The following is a 26314-nucleotide window of genomic DNA, read 5'->3' on the forward strand; positions in this document are numbered from 1 at the left end:
GTAGAAAAACGAAACATAAAAAAACCTCATGCATGTTGCATGAGGCTACTCGTAACGCAGCGCTTCAATCGGATCAAGCTTTGCGGCTTTATTTGCGGGAAGCATGCCAAAAATAACGCCAATGAGCATACTGAACAGCACGCCCCCGCCTACAACCTGCCAGGATATGAGTGATGGCCAGCCCGCAATGGCAGAAACAAGAGAGGCCCCTCCATATCCGATTCCAATTCCAATCAGTCCTCCGATCAGCGTCAATACGACTGATTCAATTAAAAACTGAGTCAGAATCTGTCCTCTCGTCGCACCGAGTGATTTTCTGATTCCGATTTCCCGCGTCCGTTCTGTGACTGATACGAGCATAATATTCATGACACCGATTCCGCCGACCAAAAGAGAGATGCCTGCAATCGAGCCGATAATCGTCGTCATAATCGCCGTTACTTTGCCAATTCCGGCCGCTATCTCTTCCATGTTCATCACTTGATATGAATCTTCTGTGCCATGATTGTCATTTACAAGCTGTGCCGCTTCTTTTCCAGCTGTTTTTATGTCGTCTGCTGATTCGACTTGCAATGATACGTTACTGAAATCACTTGTGCCAAAAGAAGATTTCATCATATTAAATGGCACATACATTTCACTTAAACCGAAAGAAAGCAAGCCTGTTTCTTTTTTCAGCACGCCGATGATTTCAACAGGCTGTCCGTTGATCCAGACAACTTCTCCGAGAGGGGATGTTTTATCAAACAGTTCTTCAGCCATCTTTTGAGAGATCACTCCGGCTCTTTTCCCCGCAAAAAAATCATGATCGGTAAAGGTTTTGCCGTTTTCGATTTTTAAAGAATTGACATTCATGTATCCATCGTTTATTCCGTTAATGGTGACATCAGTTTCTTCCTCATGATAACGCGCTGTCATACTTTCAGAAGTCGAGGCAACGACTTGTTTGATGCCCTCTATCTCTTTTAAACCTTTTATATCATTTTCTGTAAAAGTAGATTCGGCTAAGGCGTTCGGATTGCTTGCAAGCTCCTCATCGCTTGGCATATAGTACAGCTCCACGGCATTTCCCGGGCCGCTGATCGACTGTTTCAGCATTTGCTCGCCGCCCTGTCCTACCGCAACCACGACGATGACAGAGCCTACACCAATGATAATGCCGAGCATCGTTAAGATCGAACGCATTTTATGGGCAAGGACTGAGCTTAAAGCCATTCTGATGTTCTCTAACAGGCTCATTCTCCCACGCTCCTTTGTCCGGAGCTGGCAGGAACAATGTTTCCGTCACGCACCATGACGATTCGATTGGTGCAATCTGCGACTTCCGGCTCGTGAGTAACAAGAACGATTGTTGTTCCCTCGGCATTTAATGCTGTAAATTGCTCCATAATCGCCGCGCTTGTTTTCGTATCCAGCGCGCCGGTCGGTTCATCAGCTAAAATCAATTTTGGCTCATTCACGATTGCCCTCGCAATGGCTACCCGCTGCTTCTGCCCGCCCGAGAGCTCGTTGGGCATGTGGAGCATTCGATCGGTTAACCCGACCTTTTTCAACGCTCTCTCAGCCCGCTCTTGACGTTCTTTTTTGCCTATACCGGAATAAATCATCGGCAGCTCGACATTTTTTTTGGCGTTCAGCCGCGGAAGAAGCTGGAATTGCTGAAATACAAAACCGATGGACCGGTTACGGACTGCCGCCAGTTCTTTATCTTTATATGAAGAAATATCTTCGCCGTCCAATTTATACGTACCGGAAGTCGGCCGGTCAAGACAGCCGATAATATTCATGATTGTCGATTTCCCTGAACCTGACGGCCCCATAATCGAGACATATTCCCCTTGATGAATGTCCAAATCAATAGAATGGAGAACATCAAACGTTTCCCTGCCGATCTGATAGCTTTTTCTCACATTAGAAAGCTGAATCATTTATGCTTTCACTTCCGTTCCATCGGTCACCTGATCAGAGGGATTCAAAATGACTTGATCCTCTTGAGAAATCCCCTCTTTAATCTCTGTCAGATCATCTGTTACTTCACCGATTTTGACATCAGCTCGTTTTGCTTTTCCGTCTTTTACTGTATACACATAATATTGATCATCTTCTTTTTTGACTGCCTTTGAAGGAAGCGTATTTGCTTTCCGCTTATCTGTTTCAATATTCATGATAAATTTAAAGCCGGGCTTTCCTTCTGGAAGATCCCCTTTTATTTTCACTTGAAGCGGATATTGAACCGCTTGTTCTGTTCCTTGTACCGCAGCGCTTTCCTGCTGATCCGGAACAAGTCCGACTGCGGAAACTGTGCCTTTCCATGTTTTATCCTGAATAACATCTGAAGTGAGTGTGACCTTCTGGCCTTTTTTGATTTTCAGTGTATCGTATTCAGACAATTTCCCTGAGACGACAAGGTCTTTTGGGTTGCCGATATGTATGACAGGCTCTTGAATATCTGATTTTTTGGATGCCGCTTCTTGGTTGACACTAATAACCGTACCTTCGATTTCGCTTTTCACTTCAAGATCTGACACCCGATTGGCAAGTGACTGCCGCTGGAGCTCGGTTTGTTTTAAATCGATCTCAGTCGTTTTTTTCTGCATTTGAAGCTCCGTACGCTCAGATTCAATTTGTTTTTTTGCTTCTTTCTTTCCAACCTGTTTTGCCAGTTCTTTTTCTTTATGATCTAACGCATTTATCTTTTCTTGAATTTGGTCAATTTGAAGCTGGTTGGATTCAGCCGTTAACTGGTTCTGTTCTTTTTCCAGGCTCAGCTGCTCATTTGTATAGGTGACTAAAGGCGTGCCCTTTTTCACTTTGTCGCCTTCCTTCACTTTAATGTCTTCTAATGTCCCTTTATCCGCTTCATAAAAGACATACTGTTCATTTGAAAATTGAAGTGTACCGGGAACCATAACCGTTGACGAGATTTCTTTTTCTTCAAGGCTTCCCGCCTGTATCTTTTGGCCGGCGCTGCCGCTTGTAGGGGCAGCAGACCGGTATATATTGATTCCAATAAAAAGAGCGACTAAAATGGCGATTCCAATTCCGATCCATACTTTTTTCATGAGTTTATGCACCCGCCGCAGAATTGATTAAACCTGAAAAGAACGAAAATGCAACTAAAATTCCGAAAAGAACAATCACTGAAATCCATCCTGCTTTTTTTGAGATGCCGCCTGTTTTGTGAAGGCCGATTGCTAATAATACATAGCTCCATATGCTAAATATCTCAAAAGTATTTAACACGCTGGCGAAAGCCCCGTCAGACGGAATAATCCCCGCCAATGATGTCATGCTGTAAAGCGAATTCGTGTCAGTCGTAAAAGCAACGATTCCGTTAACCAATAATCCAAGACTGCTAATCAAAGAGACAAACAGACCGAGAGAAAGCATTTTTTTGTATGTCGTAACTCCGCCTGATATTTTTACACAGAGCCAATAAATAAGAGGGGCAATAAATAACGCTGCGATACCGCCGAAAATCGCGCCTGCCATTCCTCCAAATTTGGTTATTGTAGCGACGGTTTCAATTTGTTCAGCTGTTAACCCTTGAGTGTCACTGCTTTTCATAAGCTCACTATAATCCGTACCGAGTGATTGCAGCACGGCACCGACGATGATAATGGCTGCAACAATAAATAGCGGTCCCCATACAGCCGGTCTTTCTCTTATTCTTTCAAATTGAACGGACGGATTTGTGATCACTCCGAAAAGTGACGGCTTTTCAGTCGCCGTTGTGCTGTTTTTTTCTACATTTGTTTCCATTTCAAAACCTCCTTGAGAATGTCTAACAGATAGTACGAGAGTGATAGCGAAAAGTTTCATGTTTTTTCTAATAAATTTCCAAAAGCCTTCAATATATAACTGAAGGCTTTTGCTCTTATTCTATCGCTTCGCTGTATTGCGTTTTTACAAGCCCGGCATAAATGCCCCCTTTAGCAAGCAGTTGCTCATGGTTTCCTTCTTCCATTTTCTTGCCGTGATCAAGCACAATGATGCGGTCGGCATCGCGGATCGTGGATAATCTGTGGGCGATCATCACTGCTGTACGCCCTTTCAGCAGGGTTTTTAAAGCCTGTTGAATTTTCACCTCCGTCTCTGTATCAATACTTGCCGTTGCTTCGTCGAGGATGATAATAGCTGGATCGGCGAGCAATGCTCTTGCAAAGGAAATGAGCTGGCGCTGTCCGGCAGACAGTACGCTGCCCCTTTCCTCCACCTCTGTTTCGTACCCTTCTCTTAAACCAGAGATAAACTCATCCGCTCCGACCGCTTGGGCTGCTTTCATCACTTCTTCGTCTGAAGCACCCGGCCGGCCGAAACGAATATTTTCCATGATAGTCCCGGAGAAAATAAATGTATCTTGCAGCACAATGCTGATTTGAGAGCGCAAACTGGCAAGGGAAAGATCCTGAATCGGAACACCGTCTATTTTTATGCTGCCTCCCGCGGCATCATAAAAACGGCTGATTAAATTGGCGATCGTCGTTTTCCCGCTCCCCGTATGCCCGACAAGCGCAAGCGTCGAGCCTGCCGGAATAGAGAAGGAAACAGCGCGGAGGGCTTTTCGTTTTTCATCATACGAAAATTCAACCTCTTCGAAGCTGATCTCCCCATTTATTTTTTGCTTATGAATCGCGTCCCGCTTCTCTTTGACATTTGGCTGTTCGTCCAGAAACTCAAAAATCCGCTCAGATGACGCCATTCCCATTAACAGCTGGTTATAGACCTGGCCCAGTCTCGAAATAGGTTCCCAAAACATGCCGAGATAGAAGGCAAAAGAAACGAAGACGCCAATCGTGATGGTTTCATTCATGATGAGTGTGGCGCCATACCAAATCAAAACACCCGTTCCAATCGCATTCGTCATTTCTACCAGCGGACGGAACATGGCGTTTTTTCTTGTGGCTTCCTGCCATGATTGATAGTTCTCCTGATTGACGCCGTCAAAATACGCCATATTTTCTTCTTCCTGCGTAAATGCTTGTGTGACACGGATGCCCTGAATGCTTTCGTTCAAATGAGAGTTCAGCTTTGATTGCTTTAGACGCACCTTTTGCCAGGAGCGGCGTATTTTTTTTCTGAGACTTGTTGAAATAAAAAACATAATCGGCAGTGTCACCATAATGGCTATGGTCAGCTCAGGACTCAGCGTAAACAAAATGATCATAACGCCGGCCAGAAGCAGCAAGTCGGTCAATAAGTTGATGACTCCGCTTGTAAAGAGCTCCTGAAGAGAGTTAATATCATTCATAATCCTGACCAAAATAGATCCAGCCGACCGCTGATCAAAAAATCGATGGGATAAGCGCTGCACATGAGTAAACAAATGCTGGCGCAAGTCGTAAATCACATGCTGGCCAAGCTGATTCATCCATCTGATTCTGAACACATTGGCGGCATAATTAAGGACGTATAAACCGCTAATGATGAAAATGAGCTGGATCAGCAGCTCCGAGTTTTTCTCTGCAATGGCTTGATCGAGAACATACACGCCGATCAGAATGGGGATCACAAGCTTCACAGCAGTCCCAATCAAAACGGTGAGAAAAGAAAGCGGCAAAATGGTTTTTCGATATGGTTTGACATAGCCCAGCAGCCGCCACATTTGAGCCCAGTTAAACGGCTTTTCAATGATTTCATCTGAAGAATAATAGAAACGCTCCAAAATCCCTTGTTTTTTTGCTTGTTTCATAAGTCCTCCCTATCCGACCTGATGCGGCTCATTGATCATTTTGGCATCACGGTATTGCAAATCGTATATCTTTTGATAGTAGCCGCCTTTTTCGAGAAGCTCATGATGTGTTCCCCTTTCACAAATGCTCCCTTTATCAAAAACGAGAATTTCATCGGCGTGTTTCAGTGAAGAAATGCGGTGAGCGATGATAAAGGTTGTGCGGTTTTTCATGACTTCTTTTAAAGCAAGCTGTATGCTGTGCTCAGTTTGCATATCTACTGCGCTTGTGGCGTCATCCAATATTAAAATGCCCGGGTTCAAACAAATGGCTCTCGCAATGGCGATACGCTGTTTCTGTCCGCCGGAAAGCCCCATTCCCCTCTCTCCCAGCATAGTGTCATATCCATCAGGAAGCTCCATAATAAAGTCGTGTGCCTGCGCCCTTTTTGCCGCTTCGATGATGTCTTCCATTGATGCATTCGGCCTCCCGTACGAAATGTTTGATCGAATTGTAGATGAAAACAGAAAAGATTCTTGAAGAACGACCCCGATATTGGAGCGAAGGGTTTTTAACGAGTAATCAGTGATAGGTTTATGATCAATCGTAATCATTCCGCCAACAGGACTGTAAAATCTGGTGAGGAGCTGTGTAACTGAGCTTTTGCCTGAACCTGTAGGGCCCAATAGTCCGATTACCTTCCCGCTGTTTGCCTCAAAACTGACATTGCATAGCGCGTTTGTTTGTTCTTTACCGTATGCAAGAGAAACATTTTTGAATAGGACATCTCCTGTTAATTTTTGTTTATGCAAAGCGTGGGCATGGTCTGTGATGTCTTCTTCTTTTTCGAGAATTTCCAGCAGGCGTTCACCTGACGCTTTTGCTTGAGAGAACATATTGATGACAAAGCCTAAGTTCATAATCGGCCACATCATATAATTGACAAGGCTGAAAAAAGCGACAAGCTCACCGGGATTGAGCTGGTTCTGCATGACCAAGTAGCCGCCGTAGGAGAGGAGAGCCACAATACAAACATTACCGATGAACTCCATTAAAGGGAAATACGCAGACCAGATGGATGATGTTTGTAAATACTGTGTCCTGTATTCCGCATTGGCCTTATTGAATGTGCTGATCTGAAAATCTTCTCTTGATAGAGATTTAACCGTATTGATGCCGCTGATATTTTCCTGGACTTTTGTGTTGAGTTTCGCAAACGATTTGCGAATTCTTCTGAAGGCGGGATGGACTCTTTTGTCGAACTGATATACCGCAACAGCGAGAAATGGCAGAACAGCGATTGTTACAAGCGTAAGAGGAACAGAATAGTAAAACATGACCGAAAGGCTGATGGCGACCAGCAGACCGAATCGAATGAGTTCAGCGAGACCGTATGATAAGAAAAAACGAAGCCCCTCAACGTCAGCTGTCAATCTGGACATCAAATCACCTGTTTTCGCGTTATCATAGTAAGAAAAAGAAAGCCTCTGCAGTTTTTCATACAGGCCATTTCTCAGCCGATAAACGGATTTGATGCCGAACATATCTCCTAAATATTGATGAAAAAAAGTGGCGGTTCCTTTCAGGGCCATTACCGCAATAAAACCTAAGCTGACCCATGCTGCAAGCTGATACTGCCTCCCCAGCACGATTTCATCAATCGTGATTTGCAGGATAATCGGGTAAACGACAGTAATCACAGTCATCAAAAGCATGGCCAGAAGCGACCACATAAACACCTTTCTGTAAGGCCAATAAAACATTTTTAATCTTTTAAATATCTCCATATCCAGCACCTTTCCATTTATTATCATCTTTACTATATCGATACCCGAAATAAATTTCTATTGTTTTTTTAAAATTCAGTCTAATGATGGGGTGAGTCTCCTACTTTATAGGGAGTTACTTATGTAAAATAAACGCTTACAGAAAATCATTGTATGCTGGGGGTGCTTGGGAATATGCGAATGAAATACAGAAAAACCGGACGGCTGAATGCCGTCCGGTCTCATCCCCCGCTGACAGGCGGAATGATGGCTACCGTGTCCCCTGAAGATACGGAGGTATTTTCTTTTACATAGCTTTCATTAACGGCAATCATAGCTGTATCAATGGATTCGAGGCCGTATTGTTCTTTTAAACTCGCTTTTATTTCGTCTGTCGTTGCTTGTTCCATATCTATTTCCAATGCTTGTGTGCCGGCCTGTTCCGCAAGCCCTGCAAATAAAAGAATTTTAATCATGCCGCTCTCCCTCGCTTAAATCTGGTTTTCCGTTCGGATAAGCTGTTGTTTCAAGCTGGTCGCCGATCCATTGCTCACCATCTTCCCAAATTTCTTTTTTCCAAATCGGCACAATCTGTTTGATTCGTTCGATCGCATATTCATTGGCCTCATAAGCAGCTTTTCGATGGGGAGAGGATACAGCGATGACAACCGCCGCTTCACCGATATCCAGCACACCTATACGATGTGTGATCGCAGCTGAAGCACCTTCCCATTTTTCTTCGATTTCAGTTCCGATTTGAGCCAGCATTTGCACAGCCATCGGTTCATATGCCTCATATTCAAGCCGAACCGTTCTTTTTCCGTTGGTCCATTCCCGAACCGTACCAATAAATGTGGTAATTGCCCCAGCTTCCCGTTTCTCCACTTTTTTGATGATGTCTTCCGTAATAATGGGTGTTTTTGTGACCTCAAACCGTTCCATTACGCAGATTCCCCCTTCAGCTGTGAAAGCACAAAATCCACGGCAACCGGATCATCCGCATGAAAAACGGGTAATCCATGACGCTCCGTTATATGCTCTTTTTTTCTATAGATGATGGCGATTGTATTAACTGCCTGCAGTGCTTCTAGATCTTCCTTTTCGTTTAGTAAAACCACTTTAGGATAAGGGGCTTTTTTAAAGCCTTCAATCAGAAGGCAGTCTATTTCGAGAAACCGATATAACTCGATCAGGCGCGGCAAATCCCATTTGCGGCGGGCTGTCAGCTGCAACACACCAGCACCTTCTACTGCTGTCACACCAGCACCTGCCGCTTGGTAACGATCAGTGTCTTTCCCTTTAGTGAACGTTTGCGGTTCACCTCCGTGACCGTGATGCTTCAAGCAGCCTAAATTGAGCCCCTGTTCTGAGGCTTTTTCCAGAACACGCTCGATAAACGTTGTTTTCCCGCTGTTCTGAAATCCTACGACTTGGACGATTGGGAAAGGGCGGACCAAGGCCATTCACTTCCATTCTCTTCTCTGATGAGCAGCGCTTGAACCGTTCTGCCTGATTCATATCCTCTCGTGCCGCCCGGCAGGATAATAAACGCATTTGCTTCTGCAAGTGACGTGACGGAGCTGGACTTATCCAATCCGACGGGTTCCGCCAACAGCTTTCCTTCCTGATGGTACACGAAAGCACGAACAAATCGGGTAAATGGGTTCGGCTTTGGGAAATCCTTGGTCAAAACCGCTTCCGCACAAATCGAATGCGTTTTTTCATTGAGCAGCCATGTCTGGATCATTGGTTTGACAAACAGTTCAAAGCCGACATAACATGCTGACGGATTACCTGACAGGCCAAACAGCAGCATATCGTTTGCATGCGCCACCGTTGTCACGCTGCCCGGGCGCATGGCAACTTTATTAAAGAGCACGTCCGCTCCGAGTTTTTCATAGATCGCAGGCAAAAAGTCAAAATCACCCACTGACACACCGCCAGTTGTGATCAGAAAATCAACCTTTTTCATCGCTTCTTCGACCGCGGCAAAGCTTTTATCCAGATCATCAGAAATTTTCCCTAGATAAAGCGGTGATGCGCCTGCTTCAATTACTTGCGCATACACCATGCTGGCATTGCTGTTGCGAATTTTTCCCGGCTCCAGCGGATCACTGACATTCAGCAATTCGGTGCCGGTTGCAATAATCCCGACAACAGGCTTTCTCACGACAGGCACAGATGCGTATCCGAAGGTTGCTAAAAGCGCAGTCACTCCTGGTGTCACTCTGGTGCCTTTTCTCAATAAAACGCTCCCTTTTTGGGCGTCTTCACCTGTTTTTGAAATATTGTCTCCCGGCTGAAAGCGACGTTTTAAAGACATAAACGCCTTCCCATTCTCTTCAAAGGTTTGAGTCAGCTCAATCATGACGACAGCATCTGCTCCCTCGGGAATTTGCGCGCCAGTCATAATCCGCACGGCCTGAAACGGGCCAAGTTCTTTTCCAGATACAGCCCCCGCTCCAATATGGTCAATGACCTCAAACCGAACGGGATTCTCACGTGAAGCTCCAGCCGTATCGCACGCTCTGACAGCAAAACCGTCGTATGGCGAACGGTCAAATGCGGGTACGTGGTGATCCGCTGTTACATCTTCAGCTAAAAATCGATGAAGGCTGTCTTCAAGCGCCACCCATTCTGTTTCCCCTTGTTTTTGAAAATGGCTGACACGCCGAACTGCCTCGTCTACCGGAATTGGTGTTCTTTTCTCCAGCATTCTGACCCCTCCTGTTGTTACAATCCAATTACTCTTGCCAACACGGAATTGGCTTCTTTCACATCATTTGTTCCATGCACCAGTGCCCGTCCGTCATTGAAAATGACGATTCTGAAGTCCTCATAAAAAATATGCATTAAAAACGCATTGGCCTCGACCTTGCCGATTGTTTTAAGCCGCTCGATGAGCTCCTGTTTCGGAATTCTTTTTAATGACTCCGACCTTACCTGGACTGTATCACGGCCGCACAGTACAGCGGCTTTTGGTGTGTTCAAGTCTTGGAGATAAGGATAAACGGCTTGTGCTCCGCAAGACGGGCAATCCTCACGGCGCACATGATTAACGTTAATCTTCATGTGTGAGTTGTTCCAAACATCGAACGTCACAAACCCATGCTGTATCGCTTTTGTTTGCCCTGTTAACAGTTTTAAAGCCTCAGCCTGCTGATAGGCCGAAACGATATGCACAGCGGGCGGAATAATGCCGGCAGTATCACACGTCGCCCCGCCGACAGGAATTTGTTCAAACAAACAAGACAGACATGGGGTTTCTCCCGGAACGATCGTCATGAACATCCCTTGGCTGCTTACACAAGCGCCATAGACCCACGGTGTCTTTGTTTTCTGGGCAAGGTCGTTTATCAGCATGCGGGTTTCAAAATTATCTGTCGCGTCGATGACGACATCTGCTTTTTCAATCAGCGGTCCGAGCGTTTCGGCTGTTCCTTCGGTAGCATATGCCTCAATATGTATTCCGCTGTTAATCGCTGATAGATGCGCTTTGGCAGCCATGGCTTTCGGCATGCGGAGCTTGGCGTCGCTTTCTGTATAAAGCTGCTGCCTTTGCAGATTGCTCCACTCCACATAGTCACGGTCAATGATTGTAATGGCACCGACCCCCGCTCTCGAAAGCCCTTCAGCTCCTGCAGTCCCGAGCGCTCCTGCACCGACAACCAGCACATGGCTGTCTGCCAGTCTTTTCTGACCCTCTTCCCCTATTTGCTTAAATCTAATTTGCCGCGAATAACGCTCCTCCATCAAACCTGTTCTCCTTATCTTTTATGTCATCTTAACATGTTTTTGCCCCATCAGTCCCGCTTAAAGGAGTTCGTTTTTTCTTCCAAACAGCTGAAATCATCACGTGTATTCACGTTGATAAACTCCGCCGGGTTTGCTCCAATTTCTTCAGCCTGTACGTAACAAACCGAAATTCGGCCTAACAAATCTGATATTCTTAATCTCTTCTCAGAAAGCTGATCATATAGAATGGGCATGATTCGTTTATGGTAAATTGCAATCAACGGCTGCTCCCGTCCGTCTGAAATCGGGACGACCGCGTCTGTACCGGGAGTCATCAGACGCTCGAGCTCCAGCATCGTCCTTCTTTGGATCAGCGGCGTGTCACAGGAAAGAACAGTATAAAGTTCGCCGTCTGTCTTTTTAAAAGAGGTATATATACCAGCCAATGGCCCCATGCCTTGAAATGGCTCAGCATCTTGATACACTTCATTTTCACCGTTTTCTTGAAATCTATCAATAAACTCAGGACGGCTGATGATAACCGCATGTTCTCCAAGCGCATTTTTAGCCCATTCGTATAACATCTTGCCCCTCCATTTCACAAACGCCTTCGGTTCTCCAAAGCGCCGTGAGGCTCCTCCTGCCAGCAGTACGTTTATATGCTCCATATCATCTCACCCCTATTTCGTTAAAAGCATAGCAAAAGCAAGGTCCCAACGCCACTGCTTGTCTGTTTATTAAAGAGGAATAGCTGTTCAGTATTTGCATATTGTAGTGTTAACATCATGAGGGAGATGGTTCGAATGAAAAGATCAGGTCCTTTTTTCCATGACGTGTCTCAGGAGAACCTTTATTTAAAATCAGAGCTTTCAAGATGCCATAAGCTTATTTCCGAACTTGAAGCAACCTACTTCCATCAGAAAAATAACAAACTGCTCAAAGAAAATAACGATATGAAAGAAAAACTTCAGCAGCTGTCTGCCGAATTAACACAAATGTCAACGAAAGAAAAACACGCCTTCCACACCAGCCAAACCCTGCATCAAATAAGAGCTGAACTACTTGATAAAATCGTTGCGTTGCAAGAGCTCCTTTCTGCTGAAACCTATAAACGCAAAGCTGAAATCGAAGAAAAACATAAACTTCATATTGCTAAAATTAAAATGGAAGAAGAAAATAAAAATCTGCAAAAACGACTCAGCCATCTTCAGGCCTCTATTGAGCAGGAACAGAACGCATTGCTTCAGGCAAAACAGCAAACCGAAAAGATGAAAACCGAAAACGGCCGTCTAAAAGAGCAAATGGCAGAAAAAGAATATCAGCTAAAACATATTAAAATAGAAGTCGATCATATGAAAGATCGAATCATAGAAACGAAAGAAAGGCTGCTCGAAATAGAAAAAACAAAAGAAAAATTATTTCACGAAACTATTATATCGTATAAACGGCAGCTTGATGAAAGTGATGCCTGGATTGCTTCTCATTTTGCCGATATTGATGGCGGCACGAAACAAAAAGAAAAAACAGAAGAAGAAGCTCCAGCGGTCTACGAGCAGCCAAATCATGTAGATACTATACTTGAAGATGTCACCAAACAGATACATGCGCTTCAAAAACAGCTCGCCCGCGCCCAATCATCAGACCAGGCCATGAGCCATACAATCGAAGAACTGAAAAGCAGAGCTGTTGAGGAAAAGCCTTATCAAAAATGGGTCTATAAGCTTAATCTTGAAAGAGAAACTAAATCTTCACAGAAAAAAAACCAATAAAAAAACTGCTTGCGCCCTACGCCAAGCAGTTTTTCTGTATGTTTATCCATTTGCTGATTCTGCAGATTCAGCTGATTCGATTTCGCCTTCTAAAATGTACTGGCCGCGATACGGCTTTTTCACTTCCGGATACATTTTAATTAAGCTTTGCATGAATGTTGTCATATTAGGGATTTCAAGACCGCTTTCTTTTTCAATCTCTTTTTGAAGCTCGGAGCTCTTAATCGCCGCGTTGTGGCGTTTTAAAGTTTTAATGGCAGCTTCGCGCAGCTTAGCTGCTTTTGATCCGGGTCTTGCCGTTCCTCTTCTTCTTCGTGTTGTTCCGTCTGGTATACCGGCAGGAAGAGAGGAAGCAGATTGAAGCTGAGGCTGAACAGACTGCTGCTGTGAGTGCGGCTGATAGCTTCTGATTTCCTGAGCCGCAAGCTCAGCGAGAACCGGCAAAGAGTCAGGTTTTTTTTCAGAACGAAAATCCTTTTTGATTTCGGAAGGGCTTCCATTTCTGTCCAGCTCTCTTAATTTTGCGTATATTTTATCACGTTCGATTTGATATTCACGAATGACTTTCACTTCAGCTTCATTTAATTGTTCTAACCGCAAGCGCAAAGCTTCTCTTTCATTAAACATTCCTCAATGTACCCCCTATCAAAATTAACATCTTTAATTAAGATATTAGATTACAAAAGTAATTTTATCAACTATTATTTTAGCATTTTACTATTATATTTACTCTATGAAAAATTCCTTATTTTCTGAAAAATATTAACTTTTCAAAAGAGTTCTTTATTCTCAAGGGGTTAATCGCCTTTCAAGTTCATTTGGTATAATGTTGAAAATATATATTTTACTTACTTCTTTAATGAAATTTAGTGTATTATCTACAATTTTCGAGTTATGGCATATGAAATTTATCTAAAATTGTGGAAAAACATAAAAAATCAGCTGTTTTTTTAGCGTATCAATCCAATAAATCATCTTTCACTATACCCAAATTTGGAAAAATAATCTTCTTACCTTTTCGATTACTTTCTTGTACAAATAAAAAAACCTGATGAGATCAGGTTTTTTATGAAGAATTATTCAGAATCCTGTTCTGTTTCAGACAGAACGCGGTTCACACGTTTTTCAAGCATTTTCATCCCGCTCCCGCCAGCTTGAAAGTGACGGAGCTGTCCTGCTTTATCAAACACATAGTATGCAGGCACATAATCATTTTCAAATGCCTCAGTTAAAGCATGATCACTGTCGACAAAAATCGGCTGAGTGATATCATGTTCATCAGCTATTTCTTTAATTTTGCCGAGGTCAAGGTCATCCTCGGAACGAGGCATATGCACAGCTACAACGTTCAGTTTATCTTGATATTGATCACGAAATACATTCACTTGCGGCATCGCTTCTTTGCATAGATGGCAGCTGATGGACCAGAAATGAATAAGCGTCGGCTTATCTCCGATCAATTGCTCTCTTGTTACTTCACCATTGAACCAAGCTTTTTCCCCAGTCAATTCAGGCATTGGCTGACGTAATTTCATTGCTTTACCCTCCTATTAAACAAAAGGCCTAACGAATATGTTAGACCTTTTTTCCTTCTTAGAAAGAATTAAAGTGTTTTTTGGCCCGGTTTCCAGTTGGCCGGACAGAGTCCGCCAGTTTGCAGCGCTTGTAGAACACGAAGCGTTTCATCAACGTCCCGGCCAATGTTGTTATGGAAAACAGTTTGATATTGGAGCTCCCCTTCAGGATTGATAATAAACAATCCGCGCAGAGCCACCCCTTCTTCTTCAATTAAAACGCCATATTCACGGGATACCTCGTGGTTAGTATCAGCAGCAAGCGGATATTTCAGCTGGCCAAGACCATTTTCTTTACGGTCCGTATTAATCCACGCCAAATGAGTATGGATAGTATCAGTTGAAACTCCGATTACTTCGGCATCAAGATCTTCAAATTCATCATAGCGGTCAGACATTGCTGTAATTTCCGTCGGACAAACGAAAGTGAAGTCCATTGGATAGAAGAACAGCACTGTCCATTTGTCGTTTTTCATGTTTTCCTCAAGACTTACTTTGCCAAATTCTTTACTTGCAAGGACTGCTTCCATTTCAAAACGAGGAGCTTGTTTACCTACCATACGCTCTGCCATATGTATCCCTCCAATTTATAGTTTGGCTTAAAAGCCGGAATCACATGATAATAAAGGGTGTTTACCCATATTTCGTTAATAACATCACAATGCCCATTATAAAGGAGCAGATTTTCCGAGTCAATTTTTAACAAATTATAGATATCTTTGGCTGGGACATTTTTGAATAAACAGTTTAACATGGTCAAACATGGGGTAACAAATCTCAATACGCAGCAATCACTTCAGAAAAGGAGCTCCAACATGGATTTTATTAAAAAATACGATTGGGCGGGACTTATTACAAATGCCAGTGTTCTGCTCGTTAAACTCGTCATTATGATCTTTCTCTACTTTATTGTTCGATCATTTAGCATGAAAATTATTAAGCATCTGTTTGCAAAATTCGAGGAGCAGAACAGCTTGTCTAAAGGACGTGCATATACGCTCCAAAGTCTGACTCTTAACATATTTTCTTACATATTGATTTTTATATTCTTCGTCATGGTTCTGGATTTGTTTCATTACAATCCAAGCGCTCTTTTAGCGGGAGCAGGAATTGTCGGCCTAGCTGTCGGATTTGGCGCTCAAGGGCTTGTCAGCGACATTGTGACAGGTTTTTTTATTCTGCTTGAAAAACAATTGGATGTCGGAGATTATATTACGGTTTCCACCTTTGACGGGATTGTCGAACAGGTTGGCTTAAGAACAACTCAAATCCGCAGCTTTGACGGAACACTGCATTACATCCCAAATAGAAACATTACAAACGTAAGCAATCATTCCCGGGGAATCATGCAGGCACTGGTTGATATTAAAGTGCCGGTTGAAAGAAACATTGATGAAACGATTCACATTTTACAGCAAGTATGCGATGAAACGGCAGCCGCTCTTCCGCAAATAAAAGAAGGACCTAATGTCATTGGGATTCAAGAACTGGGTACTTCCGAAATTGTGATCAGAGTCATTGCCAAAACAGAAAATATGGAGCAGTGGCGAGTCGAGCGAGTGCTTCGAAAGGAAATAAAAACCGCTCTTGACCGCGCTTTTCCTAAAGAAACAGAGTAAATAAAAGAACCGAAGCTTTTTGCTTCGGTTTCAGCGTGTCGACAAACCCTCGCATTCGTTGTCAGTCCTGCGCGTTGGTGCTCACGAATTCCTACATTCGCTGTGCTCCAATGCTCGTCCTTCCTAGACTTCAAAGATTTTCAATCACGCTGAAAAGATGACAAAATGCTAAAATGAAAACCATTTTAGCATTTTGTCAACAATCTGGAACCGAAGCTTTTCGCTTCGGTTTTTCATTTACTGAATTCTGCTTTCAACTTCGCTGCAAATTTCTTCAGCAGTCATCCCGGAAGCTGTAATGACAGGTGCTTGTGTTACCGTATCGGCTATTCCTTGCACATTATGATCAAGGCCTGTTACGACACAGCAGTCACAGCCCTTTGCATCGGAAGGGCTTTTCATCATTACAACGTCATATCCTTTTTCTTTTAATGCGGCTTCTACATCTGATAACGATTGTTCAATTCCAATTTTTTTTGCCATTATTGAACACCTCCGCTTACTAGAGTGCTCATTTCTTGGAATTTTATTCTTTCATTTGTACTTAATTGGCATAAACAGAAAAATAACCTGTCATGACGTTAACTGCTGTTTCTATCGCATTTTCATCAGGATTCAGCTTCGCGTGATGAAGCCCGTGTTCAGAATCGGCACCGAGCCAGAACATGAAGCCTGGATATTTTTTCAGCATGTAGCCAAAATCCTCTCCAGTCATTGCTTCTTTTGCTTCGATTACTGTTGCCAGTTCATGTTCAGCAACAAAAGACATAAATTCTTCTGTCAGTCCGCTCGTATTGTAAACTTGGTGATACACAGACGGATATGTCACTTTTCCTTTGCAGCGGAATCCGATTTCGATTCCTTTCACTATATCTTCAATCCGTTCTTTTACCTGTTTCATCGATTCTTCAGAAAGCGTGCGGATCGTGCCTTCCAAGTGAGCTGTTTCCGCAATGATATTTTGTGCTGAGCCTCCTGTAATGGTACCCACCGTAATAACCGCGCTGTCCAGCGGATCTGTGTTTCTAGAGACGATCGTTTGCAGCTGTGTGACGAGTGTGCTTGCCGCTACAACCATATCTTCGGCTAAGTGCGGATAGGCCGCATGTCCCCCTTTTCCTTCCAGATCGATGACAAGCTCTGATGTATTGGCAAAAAGGAGTCCGCTTTTTGTCGCGATCGTGCCCACGGGCAGCTCTGGAGCAATATGCAGTGCGGTGATGATATCAGGCTGCCACTTTTTTAATACATCACTCTCAAGCATTGGTTCCGCGCCGCCAGGTCCTTCCTCTGCCGGCTGAAACAGAAAGAGCAAATCATGTTTTACCGGGTGGTAAATAAAATGGTCAATAATGCCGAGTGCAATCGTCATATGCAAATCGTGGCCGCAGGCGTGCATGTTGCCGTGATGCTCTGATGCGTATGGAAGACCGGTCTGCTCTTCAATGGAAAGCGCATCGATATCCGCTCTATATGCCAGCATTTTTTCCGGCGCTGTCCCGTTCACCTTTACAAAAAGCCCTGTTCGCCATTTCTCAATTTCAATTCTGTCTTGCGGATATTGTTTTAATACATTTAATAAATACTGCTGGGTTTTGAACTCCTGAAATCCAAGCTCCGGTATACGGTGCAGATCTCTGCGGATTGCAATGAGCTCCTCTTTCTTCATTTTCATTCCTCCTGCCTATAAGAATAAGGCGTGGATATATCATCCACGCCTTTTTTCATCAAACGATTTATTACAGCTGGCGTAATTCCTGTTTGATTTCAGTTTTGCCTTTTGTTTTCTCATCAATGTCTTTGATTTTTTTAGCAGGTGTTCCCGCAACGACAGTATATGGCTCAACATCGTTTACGACGATCGCGCCCGCAGCAACAACGGCTCCTTTACCTACTGTTACGCCTTCAAGAACAACAGCATTTGCGCCGATCACAACATCGTCTTCAATAACAACCGGTTGAGCGGATGGCGGCTCAATAACGCCCGCAAGTACAGAACCCGCTCCGATATGGCAGTTTTTACCGACAGTAGCTCGTCCGCCAAGGACAACGTTCATATCAATCATTGTACCTTCGCCGATGACTGAACCGATATTGATAGAGGCACCCATCATGATGACTGCATTATCACCGATTTCAACTTGGTCACGGATAATCGCGCCTGGCTCGATACGCGCTTTGATATTTTTAAGGTCAAGCATTGGAATCGCAGAATTGCGGCGGTCATTTTCAACCACATAGTCTTCGATTTTGCTTTGATTTTCTTCAATTGCTGTTTGGATTTCGCTCCATTCACCGAAAACGACACCAGTGTTTCCGTTGATAAAAGCTTTCGCAGATTCGCCGAAATTGATTCCTTCCAGCTCACCCTTCACGTAAACCTTTACAGGTGTAGATTTTGTACTATTTTGAATAAATGAAATAATTTCATTTGCGTCCATCATTTTCATATGTAAAGTCCTCCTCCTGATTTTCTACCTCATTACTGTATCAAAGGAAAGATGCAAAAACAAGAAAAAAAGGAACAGCCGCTTTAGCAGTTCCCATTGGGCGATTAGACAGCGCATCCGCTTTTCTTTGCGAATTGTCTCCCGAACTCCATTAATTCTTCCTCTTCTTCACCTTCTGGATTATTTTCGATTTTAACTGAAGGCAGCACAATTTCGCCTCCGCATTCTTTTATTTTTGCTTCGAGCGTATCAACTGCTCCGCAGAAAAATTCATATGCTGTATCACCGGAACCGAATACAGCGCATGTTTTGCCGGAAAAATCAATCTCATCCATGTCATCAGCAAGGTCTAAAAATTCATCAGGCAGATCTCCGTCTCCCCACGTATAGGTTCCCATAATGATATGATCATAATCGTTAAACACCTGTGCATCATCAATATCCATCGCTTCGAAACGGTCTGCTTCCGCTTCCACTTCTTGAAGCCCCTTCTCAATCAAATCTGCCATTGCTTCAGTGTTGCCTGACATTGTTGCATAAACGAGCAAAATCTTCCCCAATTCTATTTTCCTCCTCTAATGAATCATTGCTGAAACTTCGTACGGCTGGACAAATTTACATTCATACAAGCCTGCACAAAAGAAATTCTCTTTCCGATTGGCCACTCTCCATCCATGCCCCTTAACGGTATCGAACCATTTCAACGACCTGGCTCCGAGATCAGCCTGGTAAATTCTCGAATAACCATTTTCGTCTTGCGTTGTTGTAACATATATAATTCCATCATCCTCTGAAATATCAAGGAATGATTCTTCTTTTCTAATCATGCTGGATTGTATAGTGAATTCTTCGTCAGTCAACATATTCCGTACAGTGACAGCACCGTGCTTTCCTTTCACAGACCCCATCGCCGCCACCAGCCAATTTTCATTGAACACGAGCATGGATGCCGTCATCCGGGTTTCTTCTTTTTAACGATTTGGACAGTGTCACGTTTAAAATCGTAAGCCCAAATGCCTCCAAGATATTCGTGTATTTGCGTGCCGATGAAAAGACTGCCGCCGCGCAGACACAATGAACGAATAACAGGCGGGTGATCAAATTCTGCAAAAGGTTTGGCTACGCGCCACGAAACCCCAAAATCATCCGATACATAAATGCAATGCTTGCCGTGAGCGCAGACAAACCCGTCGTTTCGTCCGGTAATCGCCCACACTGCTGCATTTGTCGGAAAACTCGATATCGTCCAGGTTTTCCCTTCGTCAGACGAGCGAATCACCGTGCCCTTTTCACCGACGCCAAATAAGTAAGGCCCTATGTAACTGATGCAATGTATTTTGCTTTTCAAACGAAAAAGCTTTCTCCAGCCCTGCTCCAAAGAATAATGAAAAATGCCTTCTCTTTGTACCGCCACAAAATAACCAGAAAATACCGATGCCGTGACAGCAGTCGCTCCTTTATGAAACATAGATTTTTTCCTTGTTCAAATAATCTGCCCATGCAAGAAAACCTCTCGCAAACGCTCGGCAGCTTTCCACATCTTCCTCTGTTTCAGGCGCCAGTTCGACTTTCAAAGTTTCCTGATAAACAGCAGCCCCCGCCTCTTGCAGCATGGCACTAAACAAATTAACCGCCTCACAAAACTTTGGATAAGAATAATCGCCAGATCCGAAGCAGGCTGTTTTTAAGCCATTAAGCTGAAGCTGTTTGACCTCTTCAAAAAAGTCCTCCGCTTCGTAAGGCAAATCGCCGTCTCCCCATGTATAAGTGCCAATCAGCACGTAATCATAGGATGTCAGAGCAGATACATCCGCATCATCTATCTCGATGCAGTCAATGTCCAACTCATATTCCTGAAATGTATCTCTTATAACAGCCGCAATGTCTTCTGTATTTCCTGACATACTGGCATATGTAATCAAGGCTTTAGCCATGTTATCACCTCATCAATTGATAATGATTTTCAATATCATATATATCACTTTAAATGATAATGATTTTCATTGTCAATACACAAATTAAAAAAGACAGCATATCGCTGTCTTTTAAAATGGATTTTCCTGATCCAGCATATCCTTTATGACTTGAACAAAAGCTTGAACTTGCTTCAGCTCAAAGGCAGGTTCATAGCCTAATAGCCATGTATCCCGTCCAATCGGATGCTCTTTTGTGTCTAACAGAGGCATTTTATTGACTTTATCTTCGTTTTGAAGAGTAACTGACGGCAAAATGGCATAACCGATTCCATGCAGCGCCATCTGTTTGCACGTTTCAATCTGATCAACCAATATCGTCTGTTTTGGCGACGTTTTAAATTTTTGATGCCACCAGTGCTGAATTTCCTGAAAATAAGTGCTGTCGCTTTTAAACTGGATAAACGGCCGTTCTGTATGGGCAATATCTTCGATGCAGGAAATTTCAGTGTCCACTAAATACAGGTGATCTGTCATTAAGTAATCTTTACGGCCCTTCCACTCAGGGTTCCCTCTTATAATGCCGATATGAACCTGATCCTCATATAAACTTTTCAGCATTTCGCTGCTCCAGCCGGTAATGAGCGAGACCTTTGCATTCGGGTACTTTTCCACATACGTCTTCAGGACTTTAGGGAGCCAATGCTGGCCGATTATTGAGGCGACAGCAAGCTTCAATGTGCCGTGAATTTCACCTTCGAGCTCATCAATATTTTCTCTTATTCTTTCCTGCTCTAACGTTGCATCATTCGCAAACTGAATGATTTTCTCACCGGCTGGGGTTACCGTTAATCCTTTTTGAGATCGTAAAAAGATTTTTGTGCCCCACGCCTTTTCAATCGTTTGTAAACGCTGAGATAAAGCCGGCTGAGATACAAAAAGCCGATCCGCCGCCTTTCTCATATTTAACTCCTCAGCTAAAACTACGAGCATATGAAGCTCTTGAAGCTGCATGTCGTCCTCCTTTTTATGATCAATAAGTTTTTCTTATCTCCCATTCTAATGAATTCTCTGGGGCTGATTCAAGTCCTTTTCCGGTTTAAAATATGTATGCGCTTTCTTTGTTGCTCTGCCAATATAATGAAAATAGGCTGCAAAGCCTACTTATTCAATGACCGTATGTGTTTATTTAACTCCTTTAATACCACTCTTCTCGTAAAAATCCCTTCAAACACCTGTTCGTCATTTTCAACACAGACAAATCCGTTATTAATGACCATGCTGAATCCCTTCATAATCGGATCATTTATATGGAGGCGCGGAATATCTGTCAGCATAACTTCCTCAACTGTAATCTGGTCAAGCTTTTCAAACTCAATTCGCTCAAGCCCAAAAATGCTGTTCATAATCATATTTGTACCGATTAAACCATGTAAACGATAGGAAGCATCAAGAACCGGGATGGCTGTGTATCCGGTTTTTGTCAACACTAATAACGCGTGCTCAAGGTTGTTGCCGACTTGAACGTGCGCTACTTTGTCCGCCTCAATCATAAATTGTCCGACTGTTGCCTCAAGAAGCTGGTCTGATTGTAAGCTTATCATGTTTTCGACCCCTTTTCATTTTCATCAACAATACATTCCCTATACTACAATAATATAAACTTTATCAATATTTGTCGAAAAGTTTCCTTTCAATAAAAAAGATACTCTTTATACGAGTATCAATTATAGAGTGCTCCATTAATTTTCAAATCGAAATCGGTCGTATAGTGTTACAAGTTTTTTGTAGGTGGTTCCGTCAACGTTTTTGGTTCCTGTCTCTATATCGTTGATCTCACTGCTTAAAAGCTCGATAGCATACTCATGGTTGATCAGGATATTCAGCAGAAGTTTTTGTTCTTCTTCTGTAAATCGTTCACCGATAAGACTCATTCGCAATCAGGCCCCCTGTTTTATACTGAATACCTCTGAAAGCAAGACAACTTACTTTCAGCTCTACCGCTAGAATAAGTAATCAGAAAACAAACGTCAACCGCATAATTCGACAATTCCCTTGGCTTTTCAGCCGGAATTATTTTGTGAAACGATTTGCATAGCTGAAGGCAGTGTATGAATCCGGTTTAATTTTTGCCTCAATCCCCATGGAAGTGATGCGTCCTGTCATTTCTTGAATCAGTTCTTTTGTAAGCCCTTTTTTCCCAATATCCAAGTGAACCTCAAAGGTAAGATCCGCTCCCTCACCGGTAAAGGGCAGGAGCAGATCGGTAATATCCATTAAGTGTCCATCAAGAATATAAGCGGCCGTTTCTTGGCTGTACGCCGTTTCTAACGAAATCTTCTCCCGAAGGCTATGTATGGGTCTGTCGACTGTATGATTTTTCAAGCAGCCCCAAGCTCCCTTGCCTGTACGATGCAAATGTAATGCGGTAATAAACTTTGTGTAATCGCGGTAAACCTGTGAATCAGTTCCAATAGATAACACATAGGAGGAACGGGGGTCCTTTCGAATAAAGGCTTTAAGCCGCTCCATCACATCTTGAAAGGTCATCTGTGCTTCTGAAAGATTATAAAACAGAAAAGAATCAGCCATGCTGACACTCCTTTTCAAGGATTTACAACCATGAAACAAGTATGTTCCTTATCGTTTATTGCGATTACTTTTTGCAGAAGCGGGAGCTGGTTCCCCCTATTTCAGGAATCTTACTGAAGAAGTTCAAAGATTTCGATGGAAACCATGTCGATATTATCAAACGGATATGTGTTAGGTTTTTCACCTTTTTGGAAAACCGTCAGCTCAAACGTTTGATTTTTTTCGAAATATTTAACACTGCATATTTTCTCACCATTTACTTCGAAATAACGCTGCATTGGCTCGTTAGCCGCTTCCGCTGTTTCTTGCAGACTTTGCAGCCGTGTGATGATACCCATTAATTGTGACATTCTAAAAAAAGACTCCTTTCAAAAAGCAACTTCAAATCAACAAGTATTTATTATAATACAAGTTCTATTGAGCATCATACCATAAAGTCGGACAGGATGGCATTTTCCCTGCTGAATTTAAGAAAAGAAAAAAAGTGAAAAAACGATTTTTAATTAGTTTGAGGCTTTTTTTTGAATGTCATGCACACAATTATGATTTTTTTGATATACCCGCAGAATCAAAAAGCCTATTTGCAACTTCCTAAACATTTTCTTTTGATATTCCTGATGCAAATTCCTCCGGCGTTCTCTGAAATCTGAAATCGGCCCGCCCTTTTCGAGTCCCTCTAGGTTAAACTCCTGGACCGTCATACTGGAGATACGAGATCGTAAAACAGTTTTTCATGTCTTCTAGCTTCGAAAGTTAAACGACTGGAACATGGAATGATTCAGAGTGGGCATCACGGCGAAATTCGCTGCCTAATAGGCCTTGCACGGCCGCTTCCGCATTGGGGCGTGGGAAAATCAAAGCAACAGCCCACAGCTCCTAATTACCATTTCTGTTCCTCCGGCGTTCAACGTTTTCCACTAGTAAGATTTATTGCTTCAGTGGATTGTCTTATGCTCTGGTAAATAAAAAAACTTGGCGGGGGTAGCGCCAAGCTTTTTCGGATCTTGATCTGATAGAGGGGTTGGGGAACAGAGAGTAGGTTCTCTCTATAAACAAATGATAATGATTATCAGTATCAATGTCAATCGTTTTTACATATTTTTTTCAATTTAATAAAAAAAAACGGCCTTTCAGCCGCTTAAATCAACCCATCCTGCTCATATAAATAAGAATAGGGCAAGTCTATAAATAAATACATCTGATGATCCATCGGATACGAAAACGTCCTGATCATTTCACCTGTTTCCAAATCACTGTACAGATCACTGAAAAACCCTTTTCTGAGATTTCTCATTCTCATAATGTTCTCCAAAAAATAAGGACGCCAGCTCCAATTCTTTTCCGCGTATTCCGGCTGGTAAATCCATTCTCCATCTTGTTTGAACACATTTCCCGTCAGCTGATCGCCTTCTTCATCACACATGTAAATTCTAAAGCTGCAATCTGTCAGCTCTTCCGCCAGCTTTTTAATAAAGTCATCATCAGAAGACAGATTGTTTTTTCTTAAAGATATCACAGCTTGATGCACTCGTTTGTAAAACTGTTCAGAGTGCTCATGGACGGTTTCAAGCTTCTTTTTCTCATGTGTAATAAATTGGTGAAATTCAGTCTTAAGTCTTCGCTTCAACACATCTCTCTCTAGAAACTTTTCAGATGGAGACAACAAGTAATACCCCTGAAAATAACGGCCTCCGTTTCTCCAAGCGTACTGAAGCTGGAAGTTCGCTTCAATGTCTTCAAACAGCAGCGCCGCACCGATTTTTCTCGCTAATAAAGATATACTGTACAGCACATGCTCATATGACGGTGACGGCTGTGATACTTTAAGCGCCTGCAAATCGATTTTTAACAGATCTGGTGAAAGCAGTGCGATTCTGTCCAGGTTACTGCTTTCTTTCCCAATGTTATCAACTGCGATTTTAATTCCGTATGTACGATAGTAGGCAAGCATATGGTAGAGCTGTTCAATATCCCCTTCAAAATTGTGCTCCGTAATTTCAAGCACAAAACGATGAAGTTCGATCCCCTTTGCTTCATACTCTTTCAGAAGCTCCAGAAAGCTTTCACCATGATCAAGCATCAGCAGATTGGCATCCTGATTCATAAAAATCAGCAGATCAGAATCGGCCTCTAAAAAGCAGTCAAGAGCTTGGCGGATAATTCTGTTATCAACCTCTAATTTATATTCTTCGGGTATCCCAGCGTCTAAAAAGAAGGGTCCGAGACTTTGGATTTCTGAATCTGCCAGAATTCGTCCAAGCACCTCATATCCGATGATCTTCTGTTCCTCGGCACTGAAAATCGCCTGGTAATATGGAAGGACATCATCAATGTTCGTTAAAATATCAAGTGGATCCAACATGTTATCACCTGCTTCTCTATCTTTGTCTGATTATACCACATTGAATCCAAAGATTAATATGCTTTAAAACGGATAAGGATTCAGCCATTGTCCTCCATCCATTGTGATACAATCCCCGTTTATATAAGATGCTTCGTCAGAAAGCAAAAACGCAGCCAAAGCGGCGATTTCCTCCGGTGTGCCCAGCCGGCCGAGCGGTACACTGTTCATGGTACGGGTCATCGCTTTTTCCGATTCAAATAGTTTCTCCGCACCGCCTGTTCGTTCAATAGGGCCGGGGGCTATCGCGTTTGTGCGGATTCCGTATTGGCTCCCCCACTCCACGGCCAGCGTCCTTGTCAGTGACAATACCCCTGCTTTGGCTGCAGCGGAATGAACGACCCCCGCTCCCGCTCCCCAAGCGTATGTGGCGGCCATATTTAAAATGACACCCTTCTGTTGCTGTTCGATCCAATGTCTGGCTGCAGCTTGGCTGCAAAAGAATGTGCCGTTTAAAACAATCTCAATAACGGCTTTCCATCCATTTGGTGTCAGCTTTTCTGCCGGGCAAATAAAATTTCCGGCCGCATTGTTAATCAGCGCATCAAGCCGTCCAAAGGCTTTTATTGCTTCTGTCATCATGTCTGAAGCGGCTGAATCAGAACGGACATCCATTTGAAAACAGGCGACTTGCCCCTCAAAGGTCTCAATTTCTCTTTTCGTATCCTCTAGTGCTTCCTGGTTCCGTCCTGTCACCATGACATACCAGCCTAATTCAGCCTGTTTTTTTGCCATCGCCTTTCCCATGCCGCTTGACCCGCCGGTAATAATAACCGTCTTTTTTTCCATGTTTCTCCCCCCTCTGTTATGAATGAGTATTCAT

29 protein-coding genes and 1 pseudogene are annotated in these 26314 nt (G+C 43.2%); 2 read left to right on the forward strand and 28 right to left on the reverse strand.

All coding sequences use genetic code 11. The annotated features are described in order from the left end of the window. Window positions 1-45: 45 nt before the first annotated feature. From skiZ to ACY3LV_RS16770, 12 genes are all read right to left on the reverse strand, one after another. On the reverse strand, window positions 46-1239 hold the full coding sequence (gene skiZ / locus ACY3LV_RS16715) for a sporulation-delaying-protein transporter subunit SkiZ (protein WP_333560502.1): 1194 nt from the start codon (window positions 1237-1239) through the stop codon (window positions 46-48). Next, on the reverse strand, window positions 1236-1928 hold the full coding sequence (gene yknY, locus ACY3LV_RS16720) for an ABC transporter ATP-binding protein YknY (RefSeq protein WP_087992224.1): 693 nt from the start codon (window positions 1926-1928) through the stop codon (window positions 1236-1238). The genes skiZ and yknY overlap by 4 nt, the downstream gene beginning before the upstream one ends. Then, complete coding sequence (locus ACY3LV_RS16725) at window positions 1929-3062, reverse strand: efflux RND transporter periplasmic adaptor subunit (protein WP_087992225.1); 1134 nt, start codon at window positions 3060-3062, stop codon at window positions 1929-1931. Window positions 3063-3066: 4 nt separating this feature from the next. Next, on the reverse strand, window positions 3067-3762 hold the full coding sequence (yknW, locus tag ACY3LV_RS16730) for a YknW family membrane protein (RefSeq protein WP_333560503.1): 696 nt from the start codon (window positions 3760-3762) through the stop codon (window positions 3067-3069). Between the two features lie 115 nt (window positions 3763-3877). After that, complete coding sequence (locus ACY3LV_RS16735) at window positions 3878-5692, reverse strand: ABC transporter ATP-binding protein (RefSeq protein WP_464864194.1); 1815 nt, start codon at window positions 5690-5692, stop codon at window positions 3878-3880. Between the two features lie 9 nt (window positions 5693-5701). Beyond that, window positions 5702-7459 carry an ABC transporter ATP-binding protein gene (locus tag ACY3LV_RS16740; RefSeq protein WP_333560505.1) on the reverse strand — a complete coding sequence of 586 codons (1758 nt, stop codon included), beginning with the start codon at window positions 7457-7459 and terminating at the stop codon, window positions 5702-5704. Between the two features lie 221 nt (window positions 7460-7680). Continuing rightward, a complete protein-coding gene (gene moaD / locus ACY3LV_RS16745; RefSeq protein ID WP_333560506.1) occupies window positions 7681-7914 on the reverse strand; it encodes a molybdopterin converting factor subunit 1 in 234 nt (77 codons plus the stop codon). After that, entirely contained in the window at window positions 7907-8380 is a 474-nt protein-coding gene (locus ACY3LV_RS16750) for a molybdenum cofactor biosynthesis protein MoaE (protein ID WP_289347062.1), read from the reverse strand. Before ACY3LV_RS16750 ends, moaD begins: the two co-directional genes overlap by 8 nt. Next, entirely contained in the window at window positions 8380-8901 is a 522-nt protein-coding gene (gene mobB / locus ACY3LV_RS16755) for a molybdopterin-guanine dinucleotide biosynthesis protein B (protein ID WP_333517712.1), read from the reverse strand. The genes ACY3LV_RS16750 and mobB overlap by 1 nt, the downstream gene beginning before the upstream one ends. Beyond that, a complete protein-coding gene (locus ACY3LV_RS16760; protein ID WP_464864195.1) occupies window positions 8862-10154 on the reverse strand; it encodes a molybdopterin molybdotransferase MoeA in 1293 nt (430 codons plus the stop codon). Before ACY3LV_RS16760 ends, mobB begins: the two co-directional genes overlap by 40 nt. Before the next feature lie 17 nt (window positions 10155-10171). Next, on the reverse strand, window positions 10172-11191 hold the full coding sequence (locus ACY3LV_RS16765) for a MoeB/ThiF family adenylyltransferase (protein WP_464864196.1): 1020 nt from the start codon (window positions 11189-11191) through the stop codon (window positions 10172-10174). Between the two features lie 50 nt (window positions 11192-11241). Further along, on the reverse strand, window positions 11242-11841 hold the full coding sequence (locus tag ACY3LV_RS16770; protein ID WP_148963724.1) for a molybdenum cofactor guanylyltransferase: 600 nt from the start codon (window positions 11839-11841) through the stop codon (window positions 11242-11244). 135 nt (window positions 11842-11976) lie between these two features. Between ACY3LV_RS16770 and ACY3LV_RS16775 the strand changes: the two genes are divergently transcribed. Further along, window positions 11977-12942: a sporulation protein gene (locus ACY3LV_RS16775; protein ID WP_333560509.1), complete on the forward strand. Its 966-nt coding sequence runs from the start codon at window positions 11977-11979 to the stop codon at window positions 12940-12942. 42 nt (window positions 12943-12984) lie between these two features. Here ACY3LV_RS16775 and rok read toward each other — a convergent pair whose 3' ends face one another. The 3 genes from rok to ahpA all read right to left on the reverse strand — a co-directional run bounded on the left by rok (window position 12985) and on the right by ahpA (window position 15088). Then, window positions 12985-13569 (reverse strand): transcriptional regulator Rok, encoded by a 585-nt coding sequence (gene rok, locus ACY3LV_RS16780; RefSeq protein WP_333560510.1) that lies wholly within the window; start codon window positions 13567-13569, stop codon window positions 12985-12987. Window positions 13570-14018: 449 nt separating this feature from the next. Further along, entirely contained in the window at window positions 14019-14477 is a 459-nt protein-coding gene (locus ACY3LV_RS16785) for a TlpA disulfide reductase family protein (protein WP_148963727.1), read from the reverse strand. Window positions 14478-14545: 68 nt separating this feature from the next. Next, the gene (gene ahpA / locus ACY3LV_RS16790) at window positions 14546-15088 is read right to left on the reverse strand and encodes a biofilm-specific peroxidase AhpA (protein WP_003245371.1); all 543 of its coding nucleotides are present in this window, start codon (window positions 15086-15088) and stop codon (window positions 14546-14548) included. Window positions 15089-15331: 243 nt separating this feature from the next. Here ahpA and ACY3LV_RS16795 point away from each other — a divergent pair, with 243 nt between their 5' ends. Continuing rightward, a complete protein-coding gene (locus tag ACY3LV_RS16795; RefSeq protein ID WP_148963728.1) occupies window positions 15332-16135 on the forward strand; it encodes a mechanosensitive ion channel family protein in 804 nt (267 codons plus the stop codon). Between the two features lie 237 nt (window positions 16136-16372). Here the strand turns inward: ACY3LV_RS16795 and ACY3LV_RS16800 are convergent, their stop codons facing one another. From ACY3LV_RS16800 to fadH, 13 genes and pseudogenes are all read right to left on the reverse strand, one after another. Continuing rightward, window positions 16373-16618, reverse strand: coding sequence for a YkuS family protein (locus tag ACY3LV_RS16800; RefSeq protein ID WP_148963729.1), 246 nt, complete (start codon window positions 16616-16618; stop codon window positions 16373-16375). Window positions 16619-16679: 61 nt separating this feature from the next. Continuing rightward, window positions 16680-17804 carry an N-acetyldiaminopimelate deacetylase gene (locus ACY3LV_RS16805; RefSeq protein WP_333560511.1) on the reverse strand — a complete coding sequence of 375 codons (1125 nt, stop codon included), beginning with the start codon at window positions 17802-17804 and terminating at the stop codon, window positions 16680-16682. Window positions 17805-17874: 70 nt separating this feature from the next. Then, window positions 17875-18585, reverse strand: a complete 711-nt coding sequence (gene dapD, locus ACY3LV_RS16810) for a 2,3,4,5-tetrahydropyridine-2,6-dicarboxylate N-acetyltransferase (RefSeq protein WP_087991030.1) — start codon at window positions 18583-18585, stop codon at window positions 17875-17877. A gap of 104 nt (window positions 18586-18689) precedes the next feature. Then, window positions 18690-19145 carry a flavodoxin gene (locus tag ACY3LV_RS16815; protein ID WP_333560512.1) on the reverse strand — a complete coding sequence of 152 codons (456 nt, stop codon included), beginning with the start codon at window positions 19143-19145 and terminating at the stop codon, window positions 18690-18692. A 15-nt stretch (window positions 19146-19160) separates the two neighbouring features. Then, window positions 19161-20053 (reverse strand): annotated as a pseudogene (locus ACY3LV_RS16820) (WD40/YVTN/BNR-like repeat-containing protein). Then, window positions 20043-20519, reverse strand: coding sequence for a flavodoxin (locus tag ACY3LV_RS16825; RefSeq protein WP_148963733.1), 477 nt, complete (start codon window positions 20517-20519; stop codon window positions 20043-20045). The pseudogene ACY3LV_RS16820 and the gene ACY3LV_RS16825 overlap by 11 nt, the downstream one beginning before the upstream one ends. A 111-nt stretch (window positions 20520-20630) precedes the next feature. Then, complete coding sequence (gene ccpC, locus ACY3LV_RS16830) at window positions 20631-21512, reverse strand: transcriptional regulator CcpC (RefSeq protein WP_087991026.1); 882 nt, start codon at window positions 21510-21512, stop codon at window positions 20631-20633. A gap of 146 nt (window positions 21513-21658) precedes the next feature. Continuing rightward, window positions 21659-22102, reverse strand: a complete 444-nt coding sequence (cbpB, locus tag ACY3LV_RS16835; protein ID WP_010328502.1) for a cyclic-di-AMP-binding protein CbpB — start codon at window positions 22100-22102, stop codon at window positions 21659-21661. 138 nt (window positions 22103-22240) lie between these two features. Further along, the gene (gene abbA, locus ACY3LV_RS16840) at window positions 22241-22438 is read right to left on the reverse strand and encodes an AbrB antirepressor AbbA (protein ID WP_010886502.1); all 198 of its coding nucleotides are present in this window, start codon (window positions 22436-22438) and stop codon (window positions 22241-22243) included. A 133-nt stretch (window positions 22439-22571) separates the two neighbouring features. Beyond that, a complete protein-coding gene (locus ACY3LV_RS16845; RefSeq protein WP_087991024.1) occupies window positions 22572-23090 on the reverse strand; it encodes a ribonuclease H-like YkuK family protein in 519 nt (172 codons plus the stop codon). Between the two features lie 110 nt (window positions 23091-23200). After that, a complete protein-coding gene (locus tag ACY3LV_RS16850; protein WP_003218671.1) occupies window positions 23201-23440 on the reverse strand; it encodes a YkuJ family protein in 240 nt (79 codons plus the stop codon). Window positions 23441-24228: 788 nt separating this feature from the next. Continuing rightward, window positions 24229-25452 (reverse strand): EAL-associated domain-containing protein, encoded by a 1224-nt coding sequence (locus ACY3LV_RS16855; protein ID WP_333560514.1) that lies wholly within the window; start codon window positions 25450-25452, stop codon window positions 24229-24231. 63 nt (window positions 25453-25515) lie between these two features. Then, window positions 25516-26280: a 2,4-dienoyl-CoA reductase gene (gene fadH / locus ACY3LV_RS16860; protein ID WP_333560515.1), complete on the reverse strand. Its 765-nt coding sequence runs from the start codon at window positions 26278-26280 to the stop codon at window positions 25516-25518. Between the last annotated feature and the right edge of the window lie 34 nt (window positions 26281-26314).

The organism is Bacillus sp. 11C, assembly GCF_055486375.1.

Bases quoted from the DNA above. Each gene is read 5' to 3' on its own strand.
- ACY3LV_RS16750 (WP_289347062.1), bottom strand. From the start codon at position 8,380: ATGGAACGGTTTGAGGTCACAAAAACACCCATTATTACGGAAGACATC.
- ACY3LV_RS16845 (WP_087991024.1), bottom strand. From the start codon at position 23,090: ATGGCTGATTCTTTTCTGTTTTATAATCTTTCAGAAGCACAGATGACC.
- ACY3LV_RS16795 (WP_148963728.1), top strand. From the start codon at position 15,332: ATGGATTTTATTAAAAAATACGATTGGGCGGGACTTATTACAAATGCC.
- skiZ (WP_333560502.1), bottom strand. From the start codon at position 1,239: ATGAGCCTGTTAGAGAACATCAGAATGGCTTTAAGCTCAGTCCTTGCC.
- moaD (WP_333560506.1), bottom strand. From the start codon at position 7,914: ATGATTAAAATTCTTTTATTTGCAGGGCTTGCGGAACAGGCCGGCACA.
- yknY (WP_087992224.1), bottom strand. From the start codon at position 1,928: ATGATTCAGCTTTCTAATGTGAGAAAAAGCTATCAGATCGGCAGGGAA.
- ACY3LV_RS16775 (WP_333560509.1), top strand. From the start codon at position 11,977: ATGAAAAGATCAGGTCCTTTTTTCCATGACGTGTCTCAGGAGAACCTT.
- cbpB (WP_010328502.1), bottom strand. From the start codon at position 22,102: ATGATAAGCTTACAATCAGACCAGCTTCTTGAGGCAACAGTCGGACAA.
- ACY3LV_RS16825 (WP_148963733.1), bottom strand. From the start codon at position 20,519: ATGGCTAAAGCCTTGATTACATATGCCAGTATGTCAGGAAATACAGAA.
- rok (WP_333560510.1), bottom strand. From the start codon at position 13,569: ATGTTTAATGAAAGAGAAGCTTTGCGCTTGCGGTTAGAACAATTAAAT.
- ccpC (WP_087991026.1), bottom strand. From the start codon at position 21,512: ATGCAGCTTCAAGAGCTTCATATGCTCGTAGTTTTAGCTGAGGAGTTA.
- ACY3LV_RS16785 (WP_148963727.1), bottom strand. From the start codon at position 14,477: ATGAAATTACGTCAGCCAATGCCTGAATTGACTGGGGAAAAAGCTTGG.
- ACY3LV_RS16735 (WP_464864194.1), bottom strand. From the start codon at position 5,692: ATGAAACAAGCAAAAAAACAAGGGATTTTGGAGCGTTTCTATTATTCT.
- ACY3LV_RS16805 (WP_333560511.1), bottom strand. From the start codon at position 17,804: ATGAAGAAAGAGGAGCTCATTGCAATCCGCAGAGATCTGCACCGTATA.
- mobB (WP_333517712.1), bottom strand. From the start codon at position 8,901: ATGGCCTTGGTCCGCCCTTTCCCAATCGTCCAAGTCGTAGGATTTCAG.
- dapD (WP_087991030.1), bottom strand. From the start codon at position 18,585: ATGAAAATGATGGACGCAAATGAAATTATTTCATTTATTCAAAATAGT.
- ACY3LV_RS16765 (WP_464864196.1), bottom strand. From the start codon at position 11,191: ATGGAGGAGCGTTATTCGCGGCAAATTAGATTTAAGCAAATAGGGGAA.
- ACY3LV_RS16740 (WP_333560505.1), bottom strand. From the start codon at position 7,459: ATGGAGATATTTAAAAGATTAAAAATGTTTTATTGGCCTTACAGAAAG.
- ACY3LV_RS16760 (WP_464864195.1), bottom strand. From the start codon at position 10,154: ATGCTGGAGAAAAGAACACCAATTCCGGTAGACGAGGCAGTTCGGCGT.
- ACY3LV_RS16850 (WP_003218671.1), bottom strand. From the start codon at position 23,440: ATGTCACAATTAATGGGTATCATCACACGGCTGCAAAGTCTGCAAGAA.
- ahpA (WP_003245371.1), bottom strand. From the start codon at position 15,088: ATGGCAGAGCGTATGGTAGGTAAACAAGCTCCTCGTTTTGAAATGGAA.
- fadH (WP_333560515.1), bottom strand. From the start codon at position 26,280: ATGGAAAAAAAGACGGTTATTATTACCGGCGGGTCAAGCGGCATGGGA.
- ACY3LV_RS16800 (WP_148963729.1), bottom strand. From the start codon at position 16,618: ATGGCAAAAAAAATTGGAATTGAACAATCGTTATCAGATGTAGAAGCC.
- ACY3LV_RS16855 (WP_333560514.1), bottom strand. From the start codon at position 25,452: ATGTTGGATCCACTTGATATTTTAACGAACATTGATGATGTCCTTCCA.
- ACY3LV_RS16770 (WP_148963724.1), bottom strand. From the start codon at position 11,841: ATGGAGCATATAAACGTACTGCTGGCAGGAGGAGCCTCACGGCGCTTT.
- yknW (WP_333560503.1), bottom strand. From the start codon at position 3,762: ATGGAAACAAATGTAGAAAAAAACAGCACAACGGCGACTGAAAAGCCG.
- ACY3LV_RS16725 (WP_087992225.1), bottom strand. From the start codon at position 3,062: ATGAAAAAAGTATGGATCGGAATTGGAATCGCCATTTTAGTCGCTCTT.